This window comes from Achromobacter deleyi, assembly GCF_013116765.2.
Classification (GTDB): Bacteria; Pseudomonadota; Gammaproteobacteria; order Burkholderiales; family Burkholderiaceae_B; genus Achromobacter; species Achromobacter deleyi_A.
The window spans coordinates 3,792,086-3,810,189 of record NZ_CP074375.1 but is presented as its reverse complement, the minus strand read 5'-3'; the positions used below and the strand labels follow the sequence as shown (position 1 = coordinate 3,810,189).

At 66.8% G+C, this 18,104-nt stretch carries 15 protein-coding genes; 6 read left to right on the top strand and 9 right to left on the bottom strand.

Annotated features, from left to right (window positions below; genetic code table 11):
* Nucleotides 1-2: 2 nt before the first annotated feature.
* The 9 genes from HLG70_RS17110 to HLG70_RS17070 are packed head-to-tail and all read right to left on the bottom strand — an operon-like array spanning nucleotide 3 to nucleotide 11,509.
* Complete coding sequence (locus HLG70_RS17110; protein WP_171661793.1) at nucleotides 3-788, bottom strand: cyclase family protein; 786 nt, start codon at nucleotides 786-788, stop codon at nucleotides 3-5.
* A 42-nt stretch (nucleotides 789-830) separates the two neighbouring features.
* The gene (locus HLG70_RS17105) at nucleotides 831-2,072 is read right to left on the bottom strand and encodes an SDR family NAD(P)-dependent oxidoreductase (protein WP_171661794.1); all 1,242 of its coding nucleotides are present in this window, start codon (nucleotides 2,070-2,072) and stop codon (nucleotides 831-833) included.
* Nucleotides 2,069-3,238, bottom strand: a complete 1,170-nt coding sequence (locus HLG70_RS17100; RefSeq protein ID WP_171661795.1) for a thiolase family protein — start codon at nucleotides 3,236-3,238, stop codon at nucleotides 2,069-2,071. Before HLG70_RS17100 ends, HLG70_RS17105 begins: the two co-directional genes overlap by 4 nt.
* Nucleotides 3,235-4,887, bottom strand: a complete 1,653-nt coding sequence (locus HLG70_RS17095) for an AMP-binding protein (RefSeq protein WP_171661796.1) — start codon at nucleotides 4,885-4,887, stop codon at nucleotides 3,235-3,237. The genes HLG70_RS17100 and HLG70_RS17095 overlap by 4 nt, the downstream gene beginning before the upstream one ends.
* A gap of 9 nt (nucleotides 4,888-4,896) precedes the next feature.
* On the bottom strand, nucleotides 4,897-5,388 hold the full coding sequence (locus HLG70_RS17090; RefSeq protein ID WP_171661797.1) for an aromatic-ring-hydroxylating dioxygenase subunit beta: 492 nt from the start codon (nucleotides 5,386-5,388) through the stop codon (nucleotides 4,897-4,899).
* Nucleotides 5,385-6,704 carry an aromatic ring-hydroxylating dioxygenase subunit alpha gene (locus HLG70_RS17085; RefSeq protein ID WP_171661798.1) on the bottom strand — a complete coding sequence of 440 codons (1,320 nt, stop codon included), beginning with the start codon at nucleotides 6,702-6,704 and terminating at the stop codon, nucleotides 5,385-5,387. The genes HLG70_RS17090 and HLG70_RS17085 overlap by 4 nt, the downstream gene beginning before the upstream one ends.
* 21 nt (nucleotides 6,705-6,725) lie before the next feature.
* The gene (locus HLG70_RS17080; protein WP_171661799.1) at nucleotides 6,726-7,703 is read right to left on the bottom strand and encodes a PDR/VanB family oxidoreductase; all 978 of its coding nucleotides are present in this window, start codon (nucleotides 7,701-7,703) and stop codon (nucleotides 6,726-6,728) included.
* 27 nt (nucleotides 7,704-7,730) lie between these two features.
* Nucleotides 7,731-9,275, bottom strand: a complete 1,545-nt coding sequence (locus tag HLG70_RS17075; RefSeq protein ID WP_171661800.1) for an indolepyruvate oxidoreductase subunit beta family protein — start codon at nucleotides 9,273-9,275, stop codon at nucleotides 7,731-7,733.
* 11 nt (nucleotides 9,276-9,286) lie between these two features.
* Nucleotides 9,287-11,509: an indolepyruvate ferredoxin oxidoreductase subunit alpha gene (locus HLG70_RS17070; protein ID WP_171661801.1), complete on the bottom strand. Its 2,223-nt coding sequence runs from the start codon at nucleotides 11,507-11,509 to the stop codon at nucleotides 9,287-9,289.
* Between the two features lie 368 nt (nucleotides 11,510-11,877).
* On the opposite strand from HLG70_RS17070, the gene HLG70_RS17065 reads away from it, so the two are divergent.
* The 6 genes from HLG70_RS17065 (at nucleotide 11,878) to HLG70_RS17040 (ending at nucleotide 18,069) form a co-directional block, all read left to right on the top strand.
* Nucleotides 11,878-12,375 (top strand): MarR family winged helix-turn-helix transcriptional regulator, encoded by a 498-nt coding sequence (locus HLG70_RS17065; protein ID WP_171661802.1) that lies wholly within the window; start codon nucleotides 11,878-11,880, stop codon nucleotides 12,373-12,375.
* Between the two features lie 183 nt (nucleotides 12,376-12,558).
* Nucleotides 12,559-14,130: an ABC transporter substrate-binding protein gene (locus HLG70_RS17060; RefSeq protein WP_171661803.1), complete on the top strand. Its 1,572-nt coding sequence runs from the start codon at nucleotides 12,559-12,561 to the stop codon at nucleotides 14,128-14,130.
* A gap of 61 nt (nucleotides 14,131-14,191) precedes the next feature.
* A complete protein-coding gene (locus tag HLG70_RS17055; RefSeq protein WP_171661804.1) occupies nucleotides 14,192-15,181 on the top strand; it encodes an ABC transporter permease in 990 nt (329 codons plus the stop codon).
* The gene (locus HLG70_RS17050; protein ID WP_171661805.1) at nucleotides 15,181-16,095 is read left to right on the top strand and encodes an ABC transporter permease; all 915 of its coding nucleotides are present in this window, start codon (nucleotides 15,181-15,183) and stop codon (nucleotides 16,093-16,095) included. Before HLG70_RS17055 ends, HLG70_RS17050 begins: the two co-directional genes overlap by 1 nt.
* 7 nt (nucleotides 16,096-16,102) lie before the next feature.
* A complete protein-coding gene (locus HLG70_RS17045) occupies nucleotides 16,103-17,077 on the top strand; it encodes an ABC transporter ATP-binding protein (RefSeq protein WP_171661806.1) in 975 nt (324 codons plus the stop codon).
* Nucleotides 17,074-18,069 (top strand): ABC transporter ATP-binding protein, encoded by a 996-nt coding sequence (locus HLG70_RS17040; RefSeq protein WP_171661807.1) that lies wholly within the window; start codon nucleotides 17,074-17,076, stop codon nucleotides 18,067-18,069. Before HLG70_RS17045 ends, HLG70_RS17040 begins: the two co-directional genes overlap by 4 nt.
* The last annotated feature ends 35 nt before the right edge of the window (nucleotides 18,070-18,104 follow it).

The window sequence follows — 18,104 nt, the reverse complement described above, 5'->3', positions numbered from 1 at the left end:
GATCAGTCCTTGGGCGCCAGCGCCAGCACGCGCAAAGGGCTGCCCGAGCCGCTGCGGATCTTCAGCGGCGCCGAAAAGATCACCGCACCCGTGGCCGGCAGCTGGTCCAGATTGGTCAGGCATTGCAGACCGTAGCGGTTGTTGCCATGCATGTAGTAGTGGCAGGGGTAGGGCGGATCCAGATGCTGGGCCTGGCCGGCGTCGGTGCCCACCGACTCGGTGCCGAAGCCGTGCACGTCGCGTTCCTTGATCAGCCAGGGCACGACCTCGGCGTCGGGGCCGGGCGAGTGCGCGCCGTCTTCCCGCATGTTCAGGTACTCGGCGGGCTTGGCGCGCTTGGACCAGTCGGTGCGCATCAGCACCCAGGACCTCGCGGGGATGCGGCCGTGCCGTTCCTCCCACTTCTTCACGAAGTCTATGGTCAGGAGAAAGTCCGGGTTGCCATCGGATTCGGCGGAACAGTCGATCACGCAGGCGCTGGCGATGAAAGCGTCGACAGGAATCGTGTCGACAGTATTGTCGGGCTGGTCCTTGCCCGTGACCCAATGGGCCGGCGCATCGAAGTGCGTGCCCGTGTGCTCGGAGCACGAGAAGTTGTTCCAGTACCAGGCCGGGCCGCGCTCGTCGTAGCGCGAAATCTCCTCGATGCGGAACGGCCATGCCTGGCCGAACTCCGGCGGCAGCACGATGGTGGGAAATTCCGGCGTCAGGGTTTCGGTCAGGTCCACCAGGCGAATGCGTCCGGAAACCAGTTCGGCCATGAATTGGGCAAGAATGTTTTGACTCACGGTGCTCTCTCCTGTTGGTTCGTCGGGGCGGGCGGCGCGAGGCTAGGCGCCCAGCTCCCGCTCCAGGCCCTTGGGGTTCTCGGCCAGCCGGGCGCGGAACTCCTGCGCCACGTCGCCCACGTATACGTCTTCGATGCCGTCCTTCAGCGCGCGCACGATGGCGGCGGCAATCGCCGCCGGCGCCACCCGCGGCGGCGGAGTGCGCTGTTCCCATTCATGGTCGACGGGGCCGGGAAAGACGTTCACCACCCGCACGCCCGCAGCGCGCATTTCGGCGCGCAGGCATTGCGCCAGCGACAGCGCGGCGGCCTTGGAAGCGGACCACATGCCGCGCGACGGCAGGTTCATGTGCGCGTAGATGGACAGCACGTTGACCCAGGCCGTGGCGCTGTTGACGCCGTCGGCGGCGCGCCCGCACAGCGCAGGGCCGAAGCACTGCGCCAGCCGCATCAGGCCCAGGACGTTCACGTCCATGGCGTCGCGCGCCGTGTTCACATCCTTGCGGTTCAACAGTCCGCCTTCGCGTTCGAGGTCGGCGGTGTTCACCAGGATCTCGACCTTGCCGCCGATGGAGGCGGCCACGCGTTCGACGGAATCGGTGTCTGTCACGTCCAGCGTCACGGCTTGCACGCGCGGGTCCGCGGCCAGCGCCTCGAAGGCGGCATCGCGCTTCCAGGCCTGCGGGTCGCCCAGGAACACCGTGGGGCAGCCGGCGTCCAGCAGTGCGCGCGCGACGGCCTGGCCGACGGCCGATTTGCCGTCGGTCACCAGCGCGCGGCGGAACTTCGGGTCGCACGAGGTCTCGCGCAGGGTCTTGTCGTCTTCCATGTTCGGGGTATTCCTTTCAGGCAGCGCGATCATCACGGCCTGGCCGCTGCGGTCCAGCTTGAGCGCCAGGCGCACGCGGCCGCCGTCGACGCAGTCCTGGTGGACATGCGCCACGACGGACGGGCCGGCGTCCATCCGCACCGTGCCCACGCGCCAGGGCAGGCGTTCACGGAAGTACAGGTCATTGCTGTGGTGCAGGACGGTGCTGACCAGCAGCGCGCCGTTCGGATCGGCGGGCCGCCAGGGCAGATGTTCGGACAGACAATGGCCGCAGACTTCGCGCGGGGGGTATTGCACCGCGCCGCAATCGGCGCAGGTCTGGAGATCGAAGCGTCCTTCCGCGGCGGCGGCGGTCAGTCCCAGCGCCGCGCGGCTGCGCGAACCGGGCGGCAGCGTAGGCTGCCGGGTGCGCGCAACCGGATTCTTGCGGGGAGGCTTGGCCAACGGCTCGGTCATGCGTCGCTCCTTGCCAGGATGGCCGCGGCGGTGCACAGCCCGCGGTCGTAATTGATCATGCCGAATCCGCTGACCAGCCCCATGCGCGCATCGGCCACCTGGCTGCGGCCGGCCGCGCCCGTCAGCTGGCGCAGCGCTTCGACCATGCCGAGATAGCCGCCGGCGGCGCCCGCCTGGCCCACCGACAGCTGGCCGCCGTTGGTGTTGAAGGGAAAGCTCCCGTCCACCGTGAAGGTGTTGCGTCGCACGAAGTCCGGCGCCGCGCCCTTGTCGCAGAAGCCCAGGTCTTCCATCTGCATCAGGTTGATGACGGGGTAGTCGTCGTAGGCCTGCAGGAAATCCATGTCGGCGGGGGCGGCGCCGGCCTGGGCGTACAGCTCGTCCACGTCCATGGTCCAGCCGCCGCGCGTCTGGATGGGGTCTTCGATCCAGGCATTGTGGCGTTCGATCGTGGACAGGATCCGCGCATAGGGCAGGTTCAGCGCCCGCGCCCGGTCTTCGCTCATGACCAGGAAGGCATCGGCTCCCGCGCAGGGCATGACGCAGTCGAACAAGTGAATGGGGTCCGTGATGACGCGGGCTTCCAGGTACTGCGCCAGCGTCAGCGGCTTTTTCATCAGCGCGTGCGGATAGCGCAGGGCATTGTCGCGCTGCGCGACGCAGAGCTTGCCGAAATCTTCGCGGGTGGCGCCCGTCGTGCGCATGTAGTTGGCGGTCAGGAGCGCGAAGCTCGCGTTGGGGCCGCCCGCGCCATACGGATAGACGGCGTCCTGCGCAAAGCGCGAGAACTGGCTGACCGTGTTGCGGAACGAGTCTACATGGTTGGTGTCGCCCGCGATGCAGGCGACCACGCTGGCGTCGCCCGCCTGCACGGCCCTTGCGGCGCGACGCAGCGCGGCCACGCCGCTGGCGCCGCCCATGGGGATGTGGTCCAGCCAGCGCGGGGTCATGCCCAGATGCTGAACCAGGCCCACCGCCGTGTCGGGCGCCAGGGTGAAGCTGGACACGCACAGCCCGTCCACGTCGGTCTTGGCCACGCCGGCTTGCCGGATCAGCGCGCCCAGCGCGCGTCCCAGCCACCAGTGCGCGGCATGCGTCGAATAGCGCTCGTACGGAATCGTGACGGGCAGGGCCGCCACGACGCCGTCATAGCCCTGGCGGCTCATCGGGCGGGCTCCTGGGGGCGCTTCTCCGACGGGCGCTTCTTCATTGAAGTCGTGTCCACGCAACGCGCCGTGCCGGGCAAGGCCGGCGCCAGCGTCTTCATTTCGCCGCGCTGGATCTTGTTGGTGGTGGTGAGCGGCAGGCTGTCCACGAACGCGACATAGCCTGGCGCCTTGTAATAGGCCAGTTGCTCCAGGCTCCATTGCACGATGCTGCGCGCGGCCTCCGCCATGGCGGAGGCGTCGGCCGGCAGGGTTTCCGGCACCACGCAGGCCAGAACTTCGTCACCACGCACCGGGTCGGGCACGGCGGCGACCGCCACGGCCTTTACCAGCGGGTGCTGCATCAGCACGCTTTCCACTTCCACGGCCGAGATGTTTTCGCCGCTGCGGCGGATGACGTTTTTCTTGCGGTCGACGAAGCGCAGGGCGCCGTCGGCCTCGCGCCGCACGATGTCGCCGGTATGGAACCAGCCGTCCTGCCAGGCTTCGTTGGTGGCGGCCTCGTCCTTCAGGTAGCCGGCAAAGAAGCCATAGCGCGGATCGTCTCCGGCATGGCGCACCAGCAGTTCGCCATGTTCGCCGATAGCGGCGGGCGAGCCGGCGTCCGTCACGATGCGCACCTGCACGTCGTCTTCTTCGCGGCCGAAGCTGCTGGTGCCGACGTGGCGCGGCTCCTGGTTGGCGATGATGACGGCGCCCGCGCCGGTTTCGGTCATGGCCCAGGCTTCCAGCAGCGGGAAGCCGAAGCGCGCTTCGAAGGGCGCATGCAGCTTGCGATCCACGCCCGCGCCGAAGCCGAACCGGATCGCGGGCTGCGGATCGTGGCCGGATGGCGGGGCTTTCATCAGGATGGCGGGCATGACGCCCAGGTAGTGAAGCACGGTGGCGCCGGACTCCCGCACGTTGTCCCACCATGTCCTGGGGTGGAAGCGGTCCAGCGGGATCAGGCAGCCGCCCGTCAGCACCATGGCCATGGCCGAATACGCCATGGCGTTCATGTGGACCAGCGGCAGCGGCGTCAGCATGCGCTCCTGCCCCGGGCGCAGCGCGGCCAGGCCGCCGATGCGCGCGTACCAGCCGCCCGCGTGCAGGAAGTAGCGGTTGGGCAGGATGCAGCCCTTGGGGCGGCCGGTGGTGCCGGATGTGTAGAGCAGCGCGCATTCGCTCAGTTCGGCGGGCGGCGTGTCGCCCAAGGGGGCCGGAAACGGCGCGGCGGGCGGGGCATCGTCCGGGCCCATCACGCGCAGCTTGCGGCCGGCGCGTTCGGCCGCCGCCAGCAGGTCGGCGTGGCGTTCGGGCAGAGCCACGGCCAGCGCGATCTCGGAGTGGCCCGTCAGATACTCCAGTTCGGCGGCGCGCAGGTCCGGATTGATCGGGACCACCGACACGCCCAGCGCGTTCAGCGCGAACCAGTGCAGGAAGAAGGCGGGGCGGTTCTCCAGCAGCAGGCCGGCGCGGTGACCGTGGCCATAGCCGGCGCGGGCGTAGGCGGCGCGCAGCGTCTCGATGGCGTCGGCGGCCCTGCCATAGGACAGTTCGCCTGCGTCGATGCCATAGGCGCCGGCCGTCTCCGGCAGGATGCACAGGAACGGCTGGGCGCCGTGGCGGGAAGCGGTGTCTAGGAAAGCCTGATGGACGGTGGTGCTCACAAGCCGCTCCTACATGAACAGTTGGATGTTGCCGAAGGCGGCATCGCAGTTGACGAGGTCAACGCGCTTCAAGCGGATGCGCAGGGCGCCGTCCTGCTCCACCAGGTGGTGCGTGGCCCAGCCTGCGTACAACGTCTGCGCGTCCTGCCGCGTCTCGACGTAATGGAAGGCGGTGCGCACCACATGGCGGCCTTCGGCGGGCGCGGCCTCGGGGTGGCCGTGCTCCACGGCGGGCGCCTGCAGCAGGTGATGGCAGCGGCTCTTGGGCTGCTGCGAGAACGTGCGTTGGCCCGCCAGCCGCTCCACGCGCACGCGCAACAGCAGCTTGTCTTCGTACATGAGCGATGCGTGCAGCTTTGCGTCCGTCTGGCCGTGGGCCAGCGGCATCCAGTAGTAGCCGTCGTCGGTGTACAGGTTCAGCCAGTCCTCGAATCGCAGCTCGTCCAGCATGCGCGCTTCGGCATAGACAAAATCAATCAACTCGCGGTCGCTTGCGCTCATACGGACTCCGGTCCGGTCATGTAGCGGCCCCATGCGCGGTACTGGTTGCGCATCTGCCATTCATTGGTGCCATTGGTGGCGACGTTCTTCTGGCCGACTTCATCGGGCGCATACAGCCGTCCCACGTTCACCCAGTCGCGGGCGCGGGAGTGCAGGCCGTCCTGCGCGCGCTCGTACATTTCCAGGTCGTCGTGGCCCACCACGGACGTTGGGGCGTTGATCAGGCGGTTGTACATGAGGGTGCGTTCCAGCAGCAGGTCCGGCGCGCCCACCAGGCGGAATGTCCAGGACTCCACCAGCGTGCGGTCGGCGGCGATGGGCTTGAAGATCCGCAGCGTCTGGATGGGGCCCTTGACCATGATGTTGGGGAAGTACACCGTGTTGTGGCGCACGTCGCCCAGGATCTGCGTGGCGCGTTCCTCGCCATAGGCCGCCACCATGGATTCCCAGTAGCCCGGCACGCCGGAATAGGACGCGTGGATGGAGTCCGACACCCCGGTATGCCCGTGGCCGTTCTCCCAAACCTTGATCCCCATGTTCTCGAAGAACTCGTAGGGCGAGATGAACGGGGCGAACAGCTCCACCGCCATGGGCTTGGGCGTGCCTTCCGGGGCTTGTTCCCAGACCTTGACCGCCGTGCCCGCGGACGATTCGTGAGCCACCATCGGGTGGCAGGTGTCGGTCTGGTTGTCGACCAGCATCTTCCAGTTGCAGCGGTGCATGTAGCGCAGCACGCCGCCGGCGACTTCGAGGCGGCCTTCCGGCGAACGGTCCACCATGTTGTCCAGGGTGGAAAGCGATTCGCCGAAGAACTCCTCGAACGACTGGCCGTCCGGGTTCAGGCGGCAGAACACGAAGCCGCGGTGGTTCTTCACGTCCTTCACGGCGGCCATGCCCTGGCTGGCTTCGCAGTTTTCAAGGCCGGTGTTCTCGTAGCCCTTCTTCAGGGGAATCGACAGCAGGCTGCCGTCCGTCTTGAAGGTCCAGGCGTGATAGGGGCAGCGGAAGAACTTGCCGGTGTTGCCGCAGGCGTCGCCCGCCACCATGGTGCCCTTGTGCGGGCAGCGGTTGTGCAGCACGCGCACGCTGCAGTCGCTGTGGCGCACCATCACGACGGGCTGGTTGCCCACCGTGGTGGTGATGTAGTCGCCCGGATTGGGCACCTGGCTGTCGTGGCCGACATAGGCCCAGGTGTTGGCGTACAGGCGCTCCATCTCCAGGTCGAACAGCTCCTGGTCGATGAACAGGTCCTTGTGCACTTCGGTGTCGCGCAGCAGGGCGCGGATGGCGTCGGGGTTGTCGCGGTATTTGGCCATGGTCGGTTCCTGGTCGAGGCCTTACAGGTCCAGCACCAGGCGCGCGGATTTGGCGCGAGAGATGCAGATCTGGATGATCTTGCCGCTGGCCTTCTCGGTATCGGAGAGGTAGTAGTCGCGATGGTCGGGTTCGCCTTCCAGCACGGTGGCCTGGCAGACGCCGCATTCGCCGCGCTTGCAGTCGAACATCGGGTCGCAGCCTTCTTCTTCCATCACGTCGACGATGGTCTTGTCCGCGGGTATGGTCAGCACGCGGCCGGACTGGCGCAGCTCGACTTCGAAGGGCTGGTCGCCGGCCTGCGCCGCGGCGGTGACGAAGAGTTCGAAATGGATGTGGGCGTCCGGCCAATGGCGCGCGCGGGCTCCCTGGATCACGGCGTCGATCAGGCCCTTGGGGCCGCACACATACAGATGCTGGCGCGGCGTCGCGGATGCCAGCAGCGCCTGGAGATCGAAACGGGTGGACGGGTCGTCGTCGGCGTGCAGCGTCAGTTCGCCGTCCGCCAGCGCCTGCAGTTCGGGCAGGAAGGCGAGCTGGTCCTTGCTGCGGCTGCAGTAATGCAGCTGGAAGGCGCGGCCGGCGGCTTTCAGCGCGGCGGCCATGGACGCGATGGGCGTGATGCCGATGCCGCCCGCGATCAGCACGACGGGCTCATCGCCCGCCGGCGATTCATGCAGCGGAAAGTCGTTCCTGGGACCTTCGACCGTCAGCGTGTCGCCTTCGGCCAGTGCATGCATGTGGCGGGACCCGCCCTGGCTGGCTTCCTCCAGCCGCACGCCCAGGCGGTATTCGGCGGGCTGGGCGAACCGCCCGGCCTCCGGCGCGAGTTGCACCAGCGAATAGCAGCGCGGCTCGCGTAGACCCGGGACCGATACCTTCAGGTGCGCGCCCGGTCCGAAGGCGGGCAGCGGGCCGGCGTCTTCACGCGCCAGCCGGAACGAGCGGATCAGCGGCGATTCCTGCCGGACTTCCCGGACGATCAGTTTGAGTGTCTGCACGATTTCTGTCTCCGTCTGGTGTTGGGCTCAAGCGGCCAGTTTCTCGGCCAGCTGGCGTTCCATGGGCCCGCACTTTTCGTTGGCGAGGGCGGTGTCTCGCAGCGCGCGCAGCGAGTCGGCGGCGTCGGGGCGGCCAGCCAGCTGGGCTGCCGCGGCGATCAGCTGGCGGTACTTGCCGCCGCCGCGCACATGCGTGTCGCTGTAGCCCTTCACCAGGCGGCGGCAGTTGACGGTTTCGACCGCCAGCGCGTAATCCTGCGGCGCCAGCCTGGCGATCAGCGCCAGCCACTGCTCCAGGCCTTCGGTTTCGATCTGGTGGCGCAGCGTGCTGCGGCGAAAGCGCCGCATGCCGGCCAGCGTGTACAGCATCAGGAAGCCGCCCAAGGTGCCGCTCTGCATGCGGCGGCCTTTGCCCAGGCGGCGTTCGACAAAGCCGCCGAACGCCTTGGAGCTTTCCAGCCAGCGTCCCAGCCGGGAGGGCAGGGTGCCGCAGATTTCTTCCAGCCGCGGATGCATGAACTCCGTCAGGTAGACCAGCTGGTCCGGACGCGCACCCACTTCCTGGCGCACCCGGTCAAAGCGCGTGCCGCGGGTCTTCAGGTCCGCCACGCGGATCACGTCGTCGTAGGCCATGGCCGTGGCCACGTAGCGCGCGGCGGCACAGGTCAGCGCCCATTGGCGGGCCTCGCCGCCATGCCGCGCATCCAGGTCGCGGATCGCCTGCATGCGCCGCAGGTAGTCCTGGGCGTAGGGCAGGTCCTGGAATTCAATCTGGCGACGCACGCCCGCGGCCAGCATGGGCTGCGCACAGGCGGGGAAGTCGCGCCGGATCTGGTCCAGCAGGGCTTGGGTCCGGGGATGGGCGGCGCGTTCGGGCAGGGCCGGAACCGGCCGCGCCAGGTCGATGGCAGCGGGTTGCGCGGGCGCCTGGTCGGCCGATTCGAAGCCCAATGCAAAGGCGCGCAGGCTGGCGTCCACGCCCAGGCCGGCGCGGCGCACGGTGGCCTCGAAGGCGTCGCGCGCGAAGGGCAGGGCGCCGCTGCCGGCCACCGCGCCGAACAGGCTGGCGCTGATGACGCTGCCGGCGCGGTCGGCCAGCTCCTGGAGGTCGAAGCACAGGAAACGCCTGGCCGCGGCGCGGCCGGCTTCCAGCACCTTGTTGGGATCGGCGATGCCGTTGCCGGGCATCGACTTTTCGCTGACCGCATAGCTGCGGTGCGAGGATGCGATCAGCACCGTGCGCTCCGGCGTGACCAGGCCGCGCTGGATGGCGCGGCCGCCCTCCATCAATTCGGCCGCCACCACCAGGTCCACGTCGCCGGGGGTGGGCATCAGCGCCAGCGCGGGCTGGCGGCCGGCGCGCTTGACGTCGGCTTCGGGCAGCAGTTCCAGGTAGTAGATGGTGGCGCCGGTGCGCTGGGCCACGCCGGGCACGGAGGTGGTCTGGGCCCACCAGCCGGCGTGTTCGGCCATGTCGACGATCCAGTCGGCCAGCACGCCGCCGCCCTGGCCGCCCATGGCCAGGATGGCGATCTTGATCGGGTTGCCTTGCTGCATAGCCACCGGGTTCATGAGGCGGATCCTTAAAGGGCGTTTTGAGCCAGGCGGGCCGCGCGGCGGCGCTGCAGGAAGCCGATGACCGCCCCGCGCACGCGCGCCAGGAAGCGGTCGCCGCCGGTCGGGTTGTGGACGATGTCGGCGCGGTAGAAGGACGGGCACAGCACGGCGGCATGGGCGACTTCGCCGCAGTTGCCGCAGCCCACGCAGCTGCTTTCCACGTGCGCCACCGGGTCTTCCTTGAGGGGGTCGCCGCTGTCCTTGACCGTCAGCGACGGGCAGCCGGACAAGCGGATACAGGCGTGGTCGCCCGTGCACACGTCCGGATCCACGCCAAAGCGCTCTTTGACCACGCGGCGGCCTTCCCTGACCGCCTTGTTGAACAGCGGCTTCACGCGCCGCTGCTTGTTCAGCATGCACTCGGACTGCGCGATGATGACCTTGGGCCCCTTGACGTCGGTGGTCAGCGCTTCCTCGAGGGTGGCGCGCACCCGGGCGACGTCATAGGTGCGGTCCAGCGTGCGCACCCACTTCACGCCCACGCCGCGCACGGCGTGGTCGATGGGATTGTTGGTGGAACGGTCGGGGTTGTCGGCGCGCGACGAAAGGATGTCCTGTCCGCCCGTGGCCGAGGCGTAGAAGTTGTCGACGATGACGATGACGCCGTCGTATTTGTTGAACACCGCGTTGCCGATGCCGGACGACAGCCCGTTATGCCAGAAGCCGCCGTCGCCCATGATGGAGATGGGCCGCTTGGCGGCCGGCACGTTGAAGGCCGCCGCGCTGGATGCGCCCAGGCCATAGCCCATGGTCGTGGCGCCCAGGTTGAAGGGCGGCAGGATCGAGAACAGGTGGCAGCCGATGTCGCAGGAAATGTGGTGCTGGCCCAGCGTTTCCTGCGCCAGCGTCAGCGCGGAAAAGATGGGCCGTTCCGGACAGCCCGTACAGAAGCCGGCCGGGCGGGGCGGCACCACGGCCGCCAAGCCTTCGACGTGCTTGTGGAAGGTGATGGGCTGCTCGGCGGGGCGGGCGGGCTTGGGCCGCGACACCTCGGTGATTTCAAGCTGGCGCGCCTGCGCCTGCGGGTCGGCCGCGACGGCGGGATGCGTCTGCAGCGATTCGGGCCGGTGGCGCTTCAGGAATTCGCGCAGGCCGTCGCGCATGACCTGGGTGGTGTATTCGCCCGCCATCGGCAGCACGTCCTTGCCCGACAGGTGCGTGGCGACGCCGGCGCGGCGCAGCACGGCGTGCAGGTTCTGTTCGATGTAGTCCGGCTGGCCTTCTTCCAGCAGCAGCACCGCGCGCTTGCCGCGGCAGAAGTCGATGACCTCGTCCTCGATGACGGGGTAGGTCACGTTCATGACGTACAGCGGGATGCGGCTGTTGCCGAAGTTGTCCGCCAGGCCCAGCAATTGCAGGGAACGGATGACGCCGTTGTACAGGCCGCCCTGCAGGATCAGGCCGATGTCGTCCTGGTCGCCGTCGAAGTGTTCGTTGAGCGCGTGTTCCTTGATGTAGCGGATGGCGGCGGGCCAGCGCTCCTTGATCTTCTCCTGTTCATGCAGGAAGGAGGCGGGCGGCAGCACGATGCGGCTGGTGTCGCGCGCCGGGCTTTCCAGCGCCTGGGCCAGCGAGTAGGCGGGGCGCTTGTTTTCCTTTGCGATGAAGCGGCCGTGCACATGGCAGCCGCGAATGCGCAACTGCAGCATCACGGGCGTCTTGCTGGCTTCGGACAGTTCGAAGCCGTCTTCCACCGCCTTGACCATGCTTTCCAGGTTGGGGCGCGGGTCCAGCAGCCAGATCTGGGACTTCATGGCGAACGCATGCGAGCGTTCCTGCATGATGGACGAGCCTTCGCCGTAGTCTTCGCCCACGATGACCAGCGCGCCGCCCGTGACCCCGCCGGAGGCCAGGTTGGCCAGCGCGTCCGAGGCGACGTTGGTGCCGACCGTGGACTTCCAGGTGACGGCGCCGCGGATGGGGTACATGACGGAGGCCGCCAGGGTTGCGGCGGCGGTGGCTTCCGAGGCGCTGGCTTCGAAGTGCACGCCCAGTTCCTGCAGGATGTCGTTGGCGTCGGCCAGCACGTCCATCAGGTGCGAGATCGGCGAACCCTGGTAGCCGGCGACATAGCCCACGCCGGACTGCAGCAGGGCTTTGGTGACGGCAAGAATCCCTTCGCCGCGGAACTCTTCGCCCGCTCCGATGCGCAATTGCTGGACTTCTTTTTTGAAAGACCTTTCAGCCATCTGGATCCCTTTCGCGGACCGGCGCGCCGGTCCTCAAGCCTTGCTGCTGCGCAGCATCGTCATGTCATGAAATCATCGCCTGAAAAATACTTTAGGAGTCAACGTTTTAGCTGTCAACAAAAAAGATGAAATTTCATGGAAATCAAAAAATATCACTCTAAAACAAGGGTGTATATACTGGTTGTCCTTTAGGTATCAGCCCCGAATTTGGCGCTGCAATGGCGCAAAAACGGGTTGCGATTCGGGGTATACCCTGTGCTGCGCAACAGCATTGCGGCACATCATGGCGCGTGCTTGCGCCGCCGTGGTGCAATGCGTTTTTCGGCGGTGTGCCGACCTTGGAAACCAGTGCGTGGGAGCAAAGCAACATGCGGTTGGATAAGCAGCGCAGGGAGCTTGCGGGTACGCGCGGGCCCAGGTTCGTCGATGGCTATCTGGCCTATCTGCTGGCGCAGGCCAGCCAGCGCATTTCGGCGGAATTTCATTTGCAGGTGAAGGCGGCCGGCCTTTCGGTGACCGAATGGCGGGTGCTGGCCAGTCTTGAAGGCAGCTCGGGCGAAACCATAGGCAGCCTGGCGGTGCTGGCCATCACCAAGCAGCCGACCCTGAGCAAGGTGGTTCAACGCATGGAGGCCGACGGGCTGGTGGCCCGCACAGGCGTGCGCGCGGACCGCAGGCAGACGCGGGTCTGCATCACTGCCAAAGGGACGAACCTGATCGCCGCGTTGTGCGAACAGGCCTTGCAGCACCAGAAGGCGGTCCTGGCGCCTTTCGGCGAAGAGAAGGCGGCGCTGCTGATCGAGATGCTGGAAGTGCTGATGACGGAGCACGTGCCGCTGGAGCTTCCCTTTGAGGCCGACGAGTAAGTCCGTTGTATGCGCGCACTCGAACGCCGTTCGCTTCGATTATTTTGTTACAAGCATATGCGTCCCTAATTGTTTTCCCTCTGTGAAAAGGGGTCCCGGTACGCATAAACCCTGAATTGACGCGGGTCTGGCGGGTAGGCACACTCGCGCCGGTATTCAGACTACTGTCAGGAGTTGATACTTATGCGCCGCACTCTGATTGCTATCGCGATCGCCGCCGCCGTGGCCGTGCCCTCGATCGGGCAAGCCAAGTCCTTCCGCTGGGCCGCTCAGGGCGACATCCTCACGTTTGATCCGCATTCGCAGAACGAAGGCATGACCATTGCCGCCAACAGCTACATCTACGAGCCGCTGGTCGACTATGACAAGACCTTCAAGGTAGTGCCCCGCCTGGCGACCGAGTGGGAGCAGCTGTCGCCGACGTTGTACCGCTTCAAGCTGCGCCCTGGCGTGAAGTTCCATGACGGCGCCGCCTTCACGGCGGACGACGTGGTGTTCTCGATCCACCGCGCCATGGCGCCCACGTCGAACTACAAGGCCTATACGACCGGCATCAAGGAAGCGCGCAAGATCGACGACCTGACGGTCGAGATCGAGACCTCGGCGCCCAACCCCGTGCTGCTGCGCCAGCTGACCAACGTGTTCATCATGAACAAGGCCTGGTCGGAGAAGAACAACATCCCCAAGCCGCAGGACTTCGTCAACAAGGAAGAAACCTACGGCGCGCGCAACACCAACGGCACCGGCCCCTACAAGCTGAAGAGCCGCGAAGTGGACGTGCGCACCGTCTTTGAAGAAAACAAGGACTGGTGGAACAAGGCCGGCAAGGTCGGCAACGTGACCGAAGTGGTATTCACGCCGATCAAGCAGAACGCCACGCGCACCGCGGCGCTGCTGTCGGGCGAAATCGACTTCGTCCTGGATCCGGCCGCGCAGGATCTGGAGCGTCTGCGCCAGTCGCAGAAGGTGGTGGAAGGCAACGAATACCGCACCATCTACCTGGGCCTGGACCAGAAGCGTCCGGAGCTGCAGTACTCGAACATCAAGGGCAAGAATCCCTTCCAGGACATCCGCGTGCGCGAAGCGCTGTACCGCGCCATCGACGTGGACGCGATCAAGCGCGCCGTGATGCGCGGCCTGTCCGCGCCCACCGGCACGATGATCGCGCCGCAGGTGCATGGCTGGGCGGAATCCGTGCACAAGCGCGTGCCCTACGATCCCGAGAAGGCGCGCGCCCTGCTGAAGGAAGCCGGCTACGACGGCACGCTGAACTTCACGCTGGACTGCCCGAACAACCGCTACATCAACGACGAAGCCATCTGCCAGGCCGTGGTGGGCATGTGGGCCAAGGTGGGCGTGAAGGCGACGATGAACGCCATGCCGCGCTCCACCTATTTCCCCAAGGTGCAGTCGTTCGATACCAGCGCCTACCTGTTCGGCTGGGGCGTGCCCACGTTCGATGCCATGTACACGCTGCAGAACCTGATCCGCACCAAGGGCGAAGGCGCGGACGGCATGTACAACCTGGGCAACTACAGCAACAAGGAACTGGACGTCATCATCGACCGGATCAAGACGGAAACCGATCCGGCCAAGCGCGACGCCGACATCATCACCGTGCTGCAAGGGCACGCCAAGGACTTCGGGCACATTCCGCTGCATGACCAGGTCATCCCCTGGGCAATGCGCAAGAACGTCACGGTCATCCACCGTGCCGACAATCGCCTCGTTGCCGATTGGGTCAAGGTTGACTGATCCAGGCTAACCAGACGGCGCGGGGTCTATCCGACCCCCGCCGTTTTGCTTTTTTTCGCCTATGTTCGCTTTCATACTGCGTCGCCTGTTGCAGGCCGTAGCGGTGATGCTCACCGTCGCGCTACTGGCCTTTGTGCTTTTTCAATACGTCGGCGACCCTGTCACCATCATGCTGGGGCAGGACGCCACCGATGCCGAGCGCATCGAGTTGCGTGAGCGGCTGGGGCTGAACGAGCCCGCGGTCGTTCAATTCGGCCATTTCGTGGCCAATGCCATGCAGGGCAATTTCGGCATTTCCCTGCGCCAGAGCGAACCCGTCTCCACCCTGCTGAAGTCGCGTCTGCCGGCCACGCTGGAGCTGTCCATGGTGGCGGCCTTGCTGGCGCTGGTCGTGGGCGTGCCGCTGGGCGTGTATACGGCGCTCAAGCGCAACAGCCTGGTTTCCCAGATGCTGCTGGCCGGCTCCCTGCTTGGGGTCTCGCTGCCCACGTTCCTGATCGGAATCCTGCTGATTCTGGTGTTCTCCGTGCAGCTGGGATGGCTGCCCAGCTACGGGCGGGGCGACACGGTCAGCGTGGGCTGGTGGTCGTCGGGCCTGTTCACCGCCACGGGCTGGAAGCACCTGATCCTGCCGTCCATCACCTTGTCGCTGTTCCAGATGACGCTGGTGCTGCGGCTGGTGCGTTCGGAAATGCTGGAAGTCCTGCGTTCCGATTACATCAAATTCGCGCGCGCCCGGGGCCTGAAGCGCCGCGCCATCCACTTCGGGCATGCCCTGAAGAACACGATGGTGCCGGTCATTACCATCACCGGGCTGCAGCTGGGCGGCATCATCGCCTTCGCCATCGTCACGGAAACCGTGTTCCAGTGGCCGGGCATGGGCCTGCTGTTCATCCAGGCCGTTCAATTCGCCGACGTGCCGGTCATGGCCGCGTACCTGTGCCTGATAGCGCTGGTGTTCGTGGTGATCAACCTGATCGTCGATCTTCTGTATTTCGTCGTGGACCCGCGCCTGCGTTCCGGGCTGACTCGCGGCGGGGGGGCTCACTGATGCGCGCCGTACTCAAACGCTGGTGGGACAGCGACATTGCCTGGGCCTGGCGCCGGGCGCCCGTGGCCATCGTGGCGACCTTGCTGCTGGCTGCCCTGTTGATCGGATCCTTCGGGGCTGGCTGGGTGGCGCCGCACAATCCGTTCGACCTGACCAAGGTCGAGCTGCTGGATGCGCTGTTGCCGCCCGCCTGGGAGGCCAATGGCCAGCAGACCTATCTGCTGGGCACGGACAGCCAGGGCCGCGACCTGTACTCGGCGATCCTGTACGGGACGCGCGTGTCGCTGCTGATCGGGCTGGCGTCGGTGGTGCTGTCCATGCTGATCGGCATCGTGCTGGGCCTGATTTCGGGCTATGCCGGTGGCCGCATCGATGCCTTCATCATGCGCATCGCGGATGTGCAGCTGTCGTTCCCCGCCATTCTGATCGCGCTGCTGATCGACGGCGTGGCGCGGGCGGCGGTGCCGCGCGAGATGCATGAGCTGATCGCCTTCCCCGTTCTGATCGGCGCCATCGCGCTGGCCGGCTGGCCCCAGTACGCCCGCACCGTGCGCGGCTCCACGCTGGTGGAGAAGAACCGCGAATATGTGCAGGCGGCGCGCGTGATCGGCGTGGCTTCGCCCGTCATCATGTTCCGCCATGTGCTGCCCAATGTGCTGGGACCGGTGCTGGTGCTGGCCACGGTGCACCTGGCGACAGCCATCATCACCGAGGCGACGCTGTCGTTCCTGGGGGTGGGGGTGCCGCCGACGGCGCCGTCGCTGGGCACGCTGATCCGCATCGGCAACGATTTCCTGTTTTCCGGCGAGTGGTGGATCACCATCTTCCCGGGTGCGGCGCTGGTGCTGCTGGTGCTGTCGGTCAACCTGCTGGGCGACTGGCTGCGCGATGCGCTCAACCCGCGGCTGAATTGAGGTAACCATGAGCGCACTTCTGGAAGTCCGCAATCTGCGCGTGGAGTTTCCCACGCGCCGCGGCACGCTACGCGCCCTGGACGATGTGTCCTTTTCCATCAAGGCGGGCGAAGTCCTGGGCGTGGTGGGCGAATCCGGCGCCGGCAAATCACTGACCGGCGCATCCATCATCGGCCTGCTTGAACCTCCGGGCCGCATCGCCGGCGGCGAGATCCTGCTGGCGGGCCGCCGCATCGACAACCTTCCCGACGAGCAGATGCGCCGCGTGCGCGGCCGCGAGATCGGGGCGGTGTTTCAGGATCCGCTGACGTCGCTGAATCCGCTGTACACGGTGGGCCGGCAATTGGCGGAAACCATCGTGACTCATCTGGATATGACGTGGGCGCAAGCGCGCAACCGCGCGGTGGAGCTGCTGGCGTCGACCGGCATTCCGGCCGCGCGCGAGCGCATCGACCACTATCCGCATCAGTTCTCGGGCGGCATGCGCCAGCGCGTGGTGATCGCGCTGGCGCTGGCCGCGGAACCGAAGCTGGTGGTGGCCGACGAGCCGACCACCGCGCTGGACGTGTCGATCCAGGCGCAGATCATCGAACTGCTCAAGCGTCTGTGCCGCGAGCAGGGCACGGCGGTCATGCTGATCACGCACGATATGGGCGTGATCGCGGAAACCGCGGACCGGGTGGCGGTGATGTACGCGGGCCGCGTGGCCGAGATCGGGCCGGTGGCGGATGTGATCCACAAGCCGCGCCATCCGTATACGGCGGGGCTGATGGGGTCCATTCCTTCGCTGGAGGGCCACAAGGAGCGGTTGGTGCAGATTGACGGCAGCATGCCGCGGCTCAATGCCATTCCGCCGGGATGCGCCTTCAATCCCCGCTGCGGCCAGCGCATGCCGCGCTGCGTGCAGGACCGTCCCGAGCTGATGCCGGCGGGCACGTCCCGCGCGGCCTGTTGGTTGCATGATGACAAGGTGGCCGCATGAGCACCCCTCTGGTGGAAGTAAAGGACGCGGCGCGCTGGTTCGATGTGTCGCCGCCATGGCTGGAGCGCAAGCTTGCCGGCAAGCCGAAGGTGATGCTGCGGGCGGTGGACGGCGTGTCGTTCGAGATCGCGCGCGGCGAGACGCTGGCGCTGGTGGGCGAATCGGGCTGTGGAAAATCCACGGTGGCCCGGATGCTGGTGGGGCTGTATGGCCTGACCCGTGGAGATATCCGTTTTGACGGCCAGCCGCTGTCGCGCATGTCGGAGCCGGGCGGGCGCGCCCTGCGCAAGCGCTTGCAGATGATTTTCCAGGATCCTTATGCCAGCTTGAATCCGCGCTGGCGGGTGGGCCGCATCATCGCCGAGCCGATGCTGACGCATACGCAGATGACGCCGGACGAGCGCGTGGCGCGGGTTGGCGATCTGCTCCGGCAGGTGGGGTTGGATCCGGCGGATCAGGGGCGCTATCCGCATCAGTTCTCGGGCGGCCAGCGCCAGCGCATTTCGATTGCGCGGGCGTTGGCGGTGAATCCGGAGTTCCTGGTGTGCGATGAGCCGACTTCGGCGCTGGACGTGTCGGTGCAGGCGCAGGTTCTGAACCTGATGAAGGACCTGCAGCGGGAACTGGGGCTGACTTATCTGTTCATTTCCCACAACCTGGCGGTGGTGCATCACGTGGCCGACCGGGTGGGGGTGATGTACCTGGGACGCATGGTGGAAGTGGCGCCGCGCGACGAGTTGTTCGCTCGGCCGCGGCATCCGTATACGCGGATGCTGCTGGAGGCGATTCCGGATCTCAACGGGGCGGGCAAGCCGCGCACCGCGGTGGCGGGGGAGGTGCCCAATCCCTTGAATCCGCCGCCGGGGTGCACGTTCCATCCGCGCTGTCCGCATGCCAATGACCGGTGCCGGGCGGAGGCGCCGGTGGCGATGCTGGCGGGGGTGTCGGTTGTGGCTTGCCATGCGGTTGAGGAGGGGCGGATCGGGGGGTGATCCTGGGGACGGCGGGTTCTGCTGGACGCTGCTGG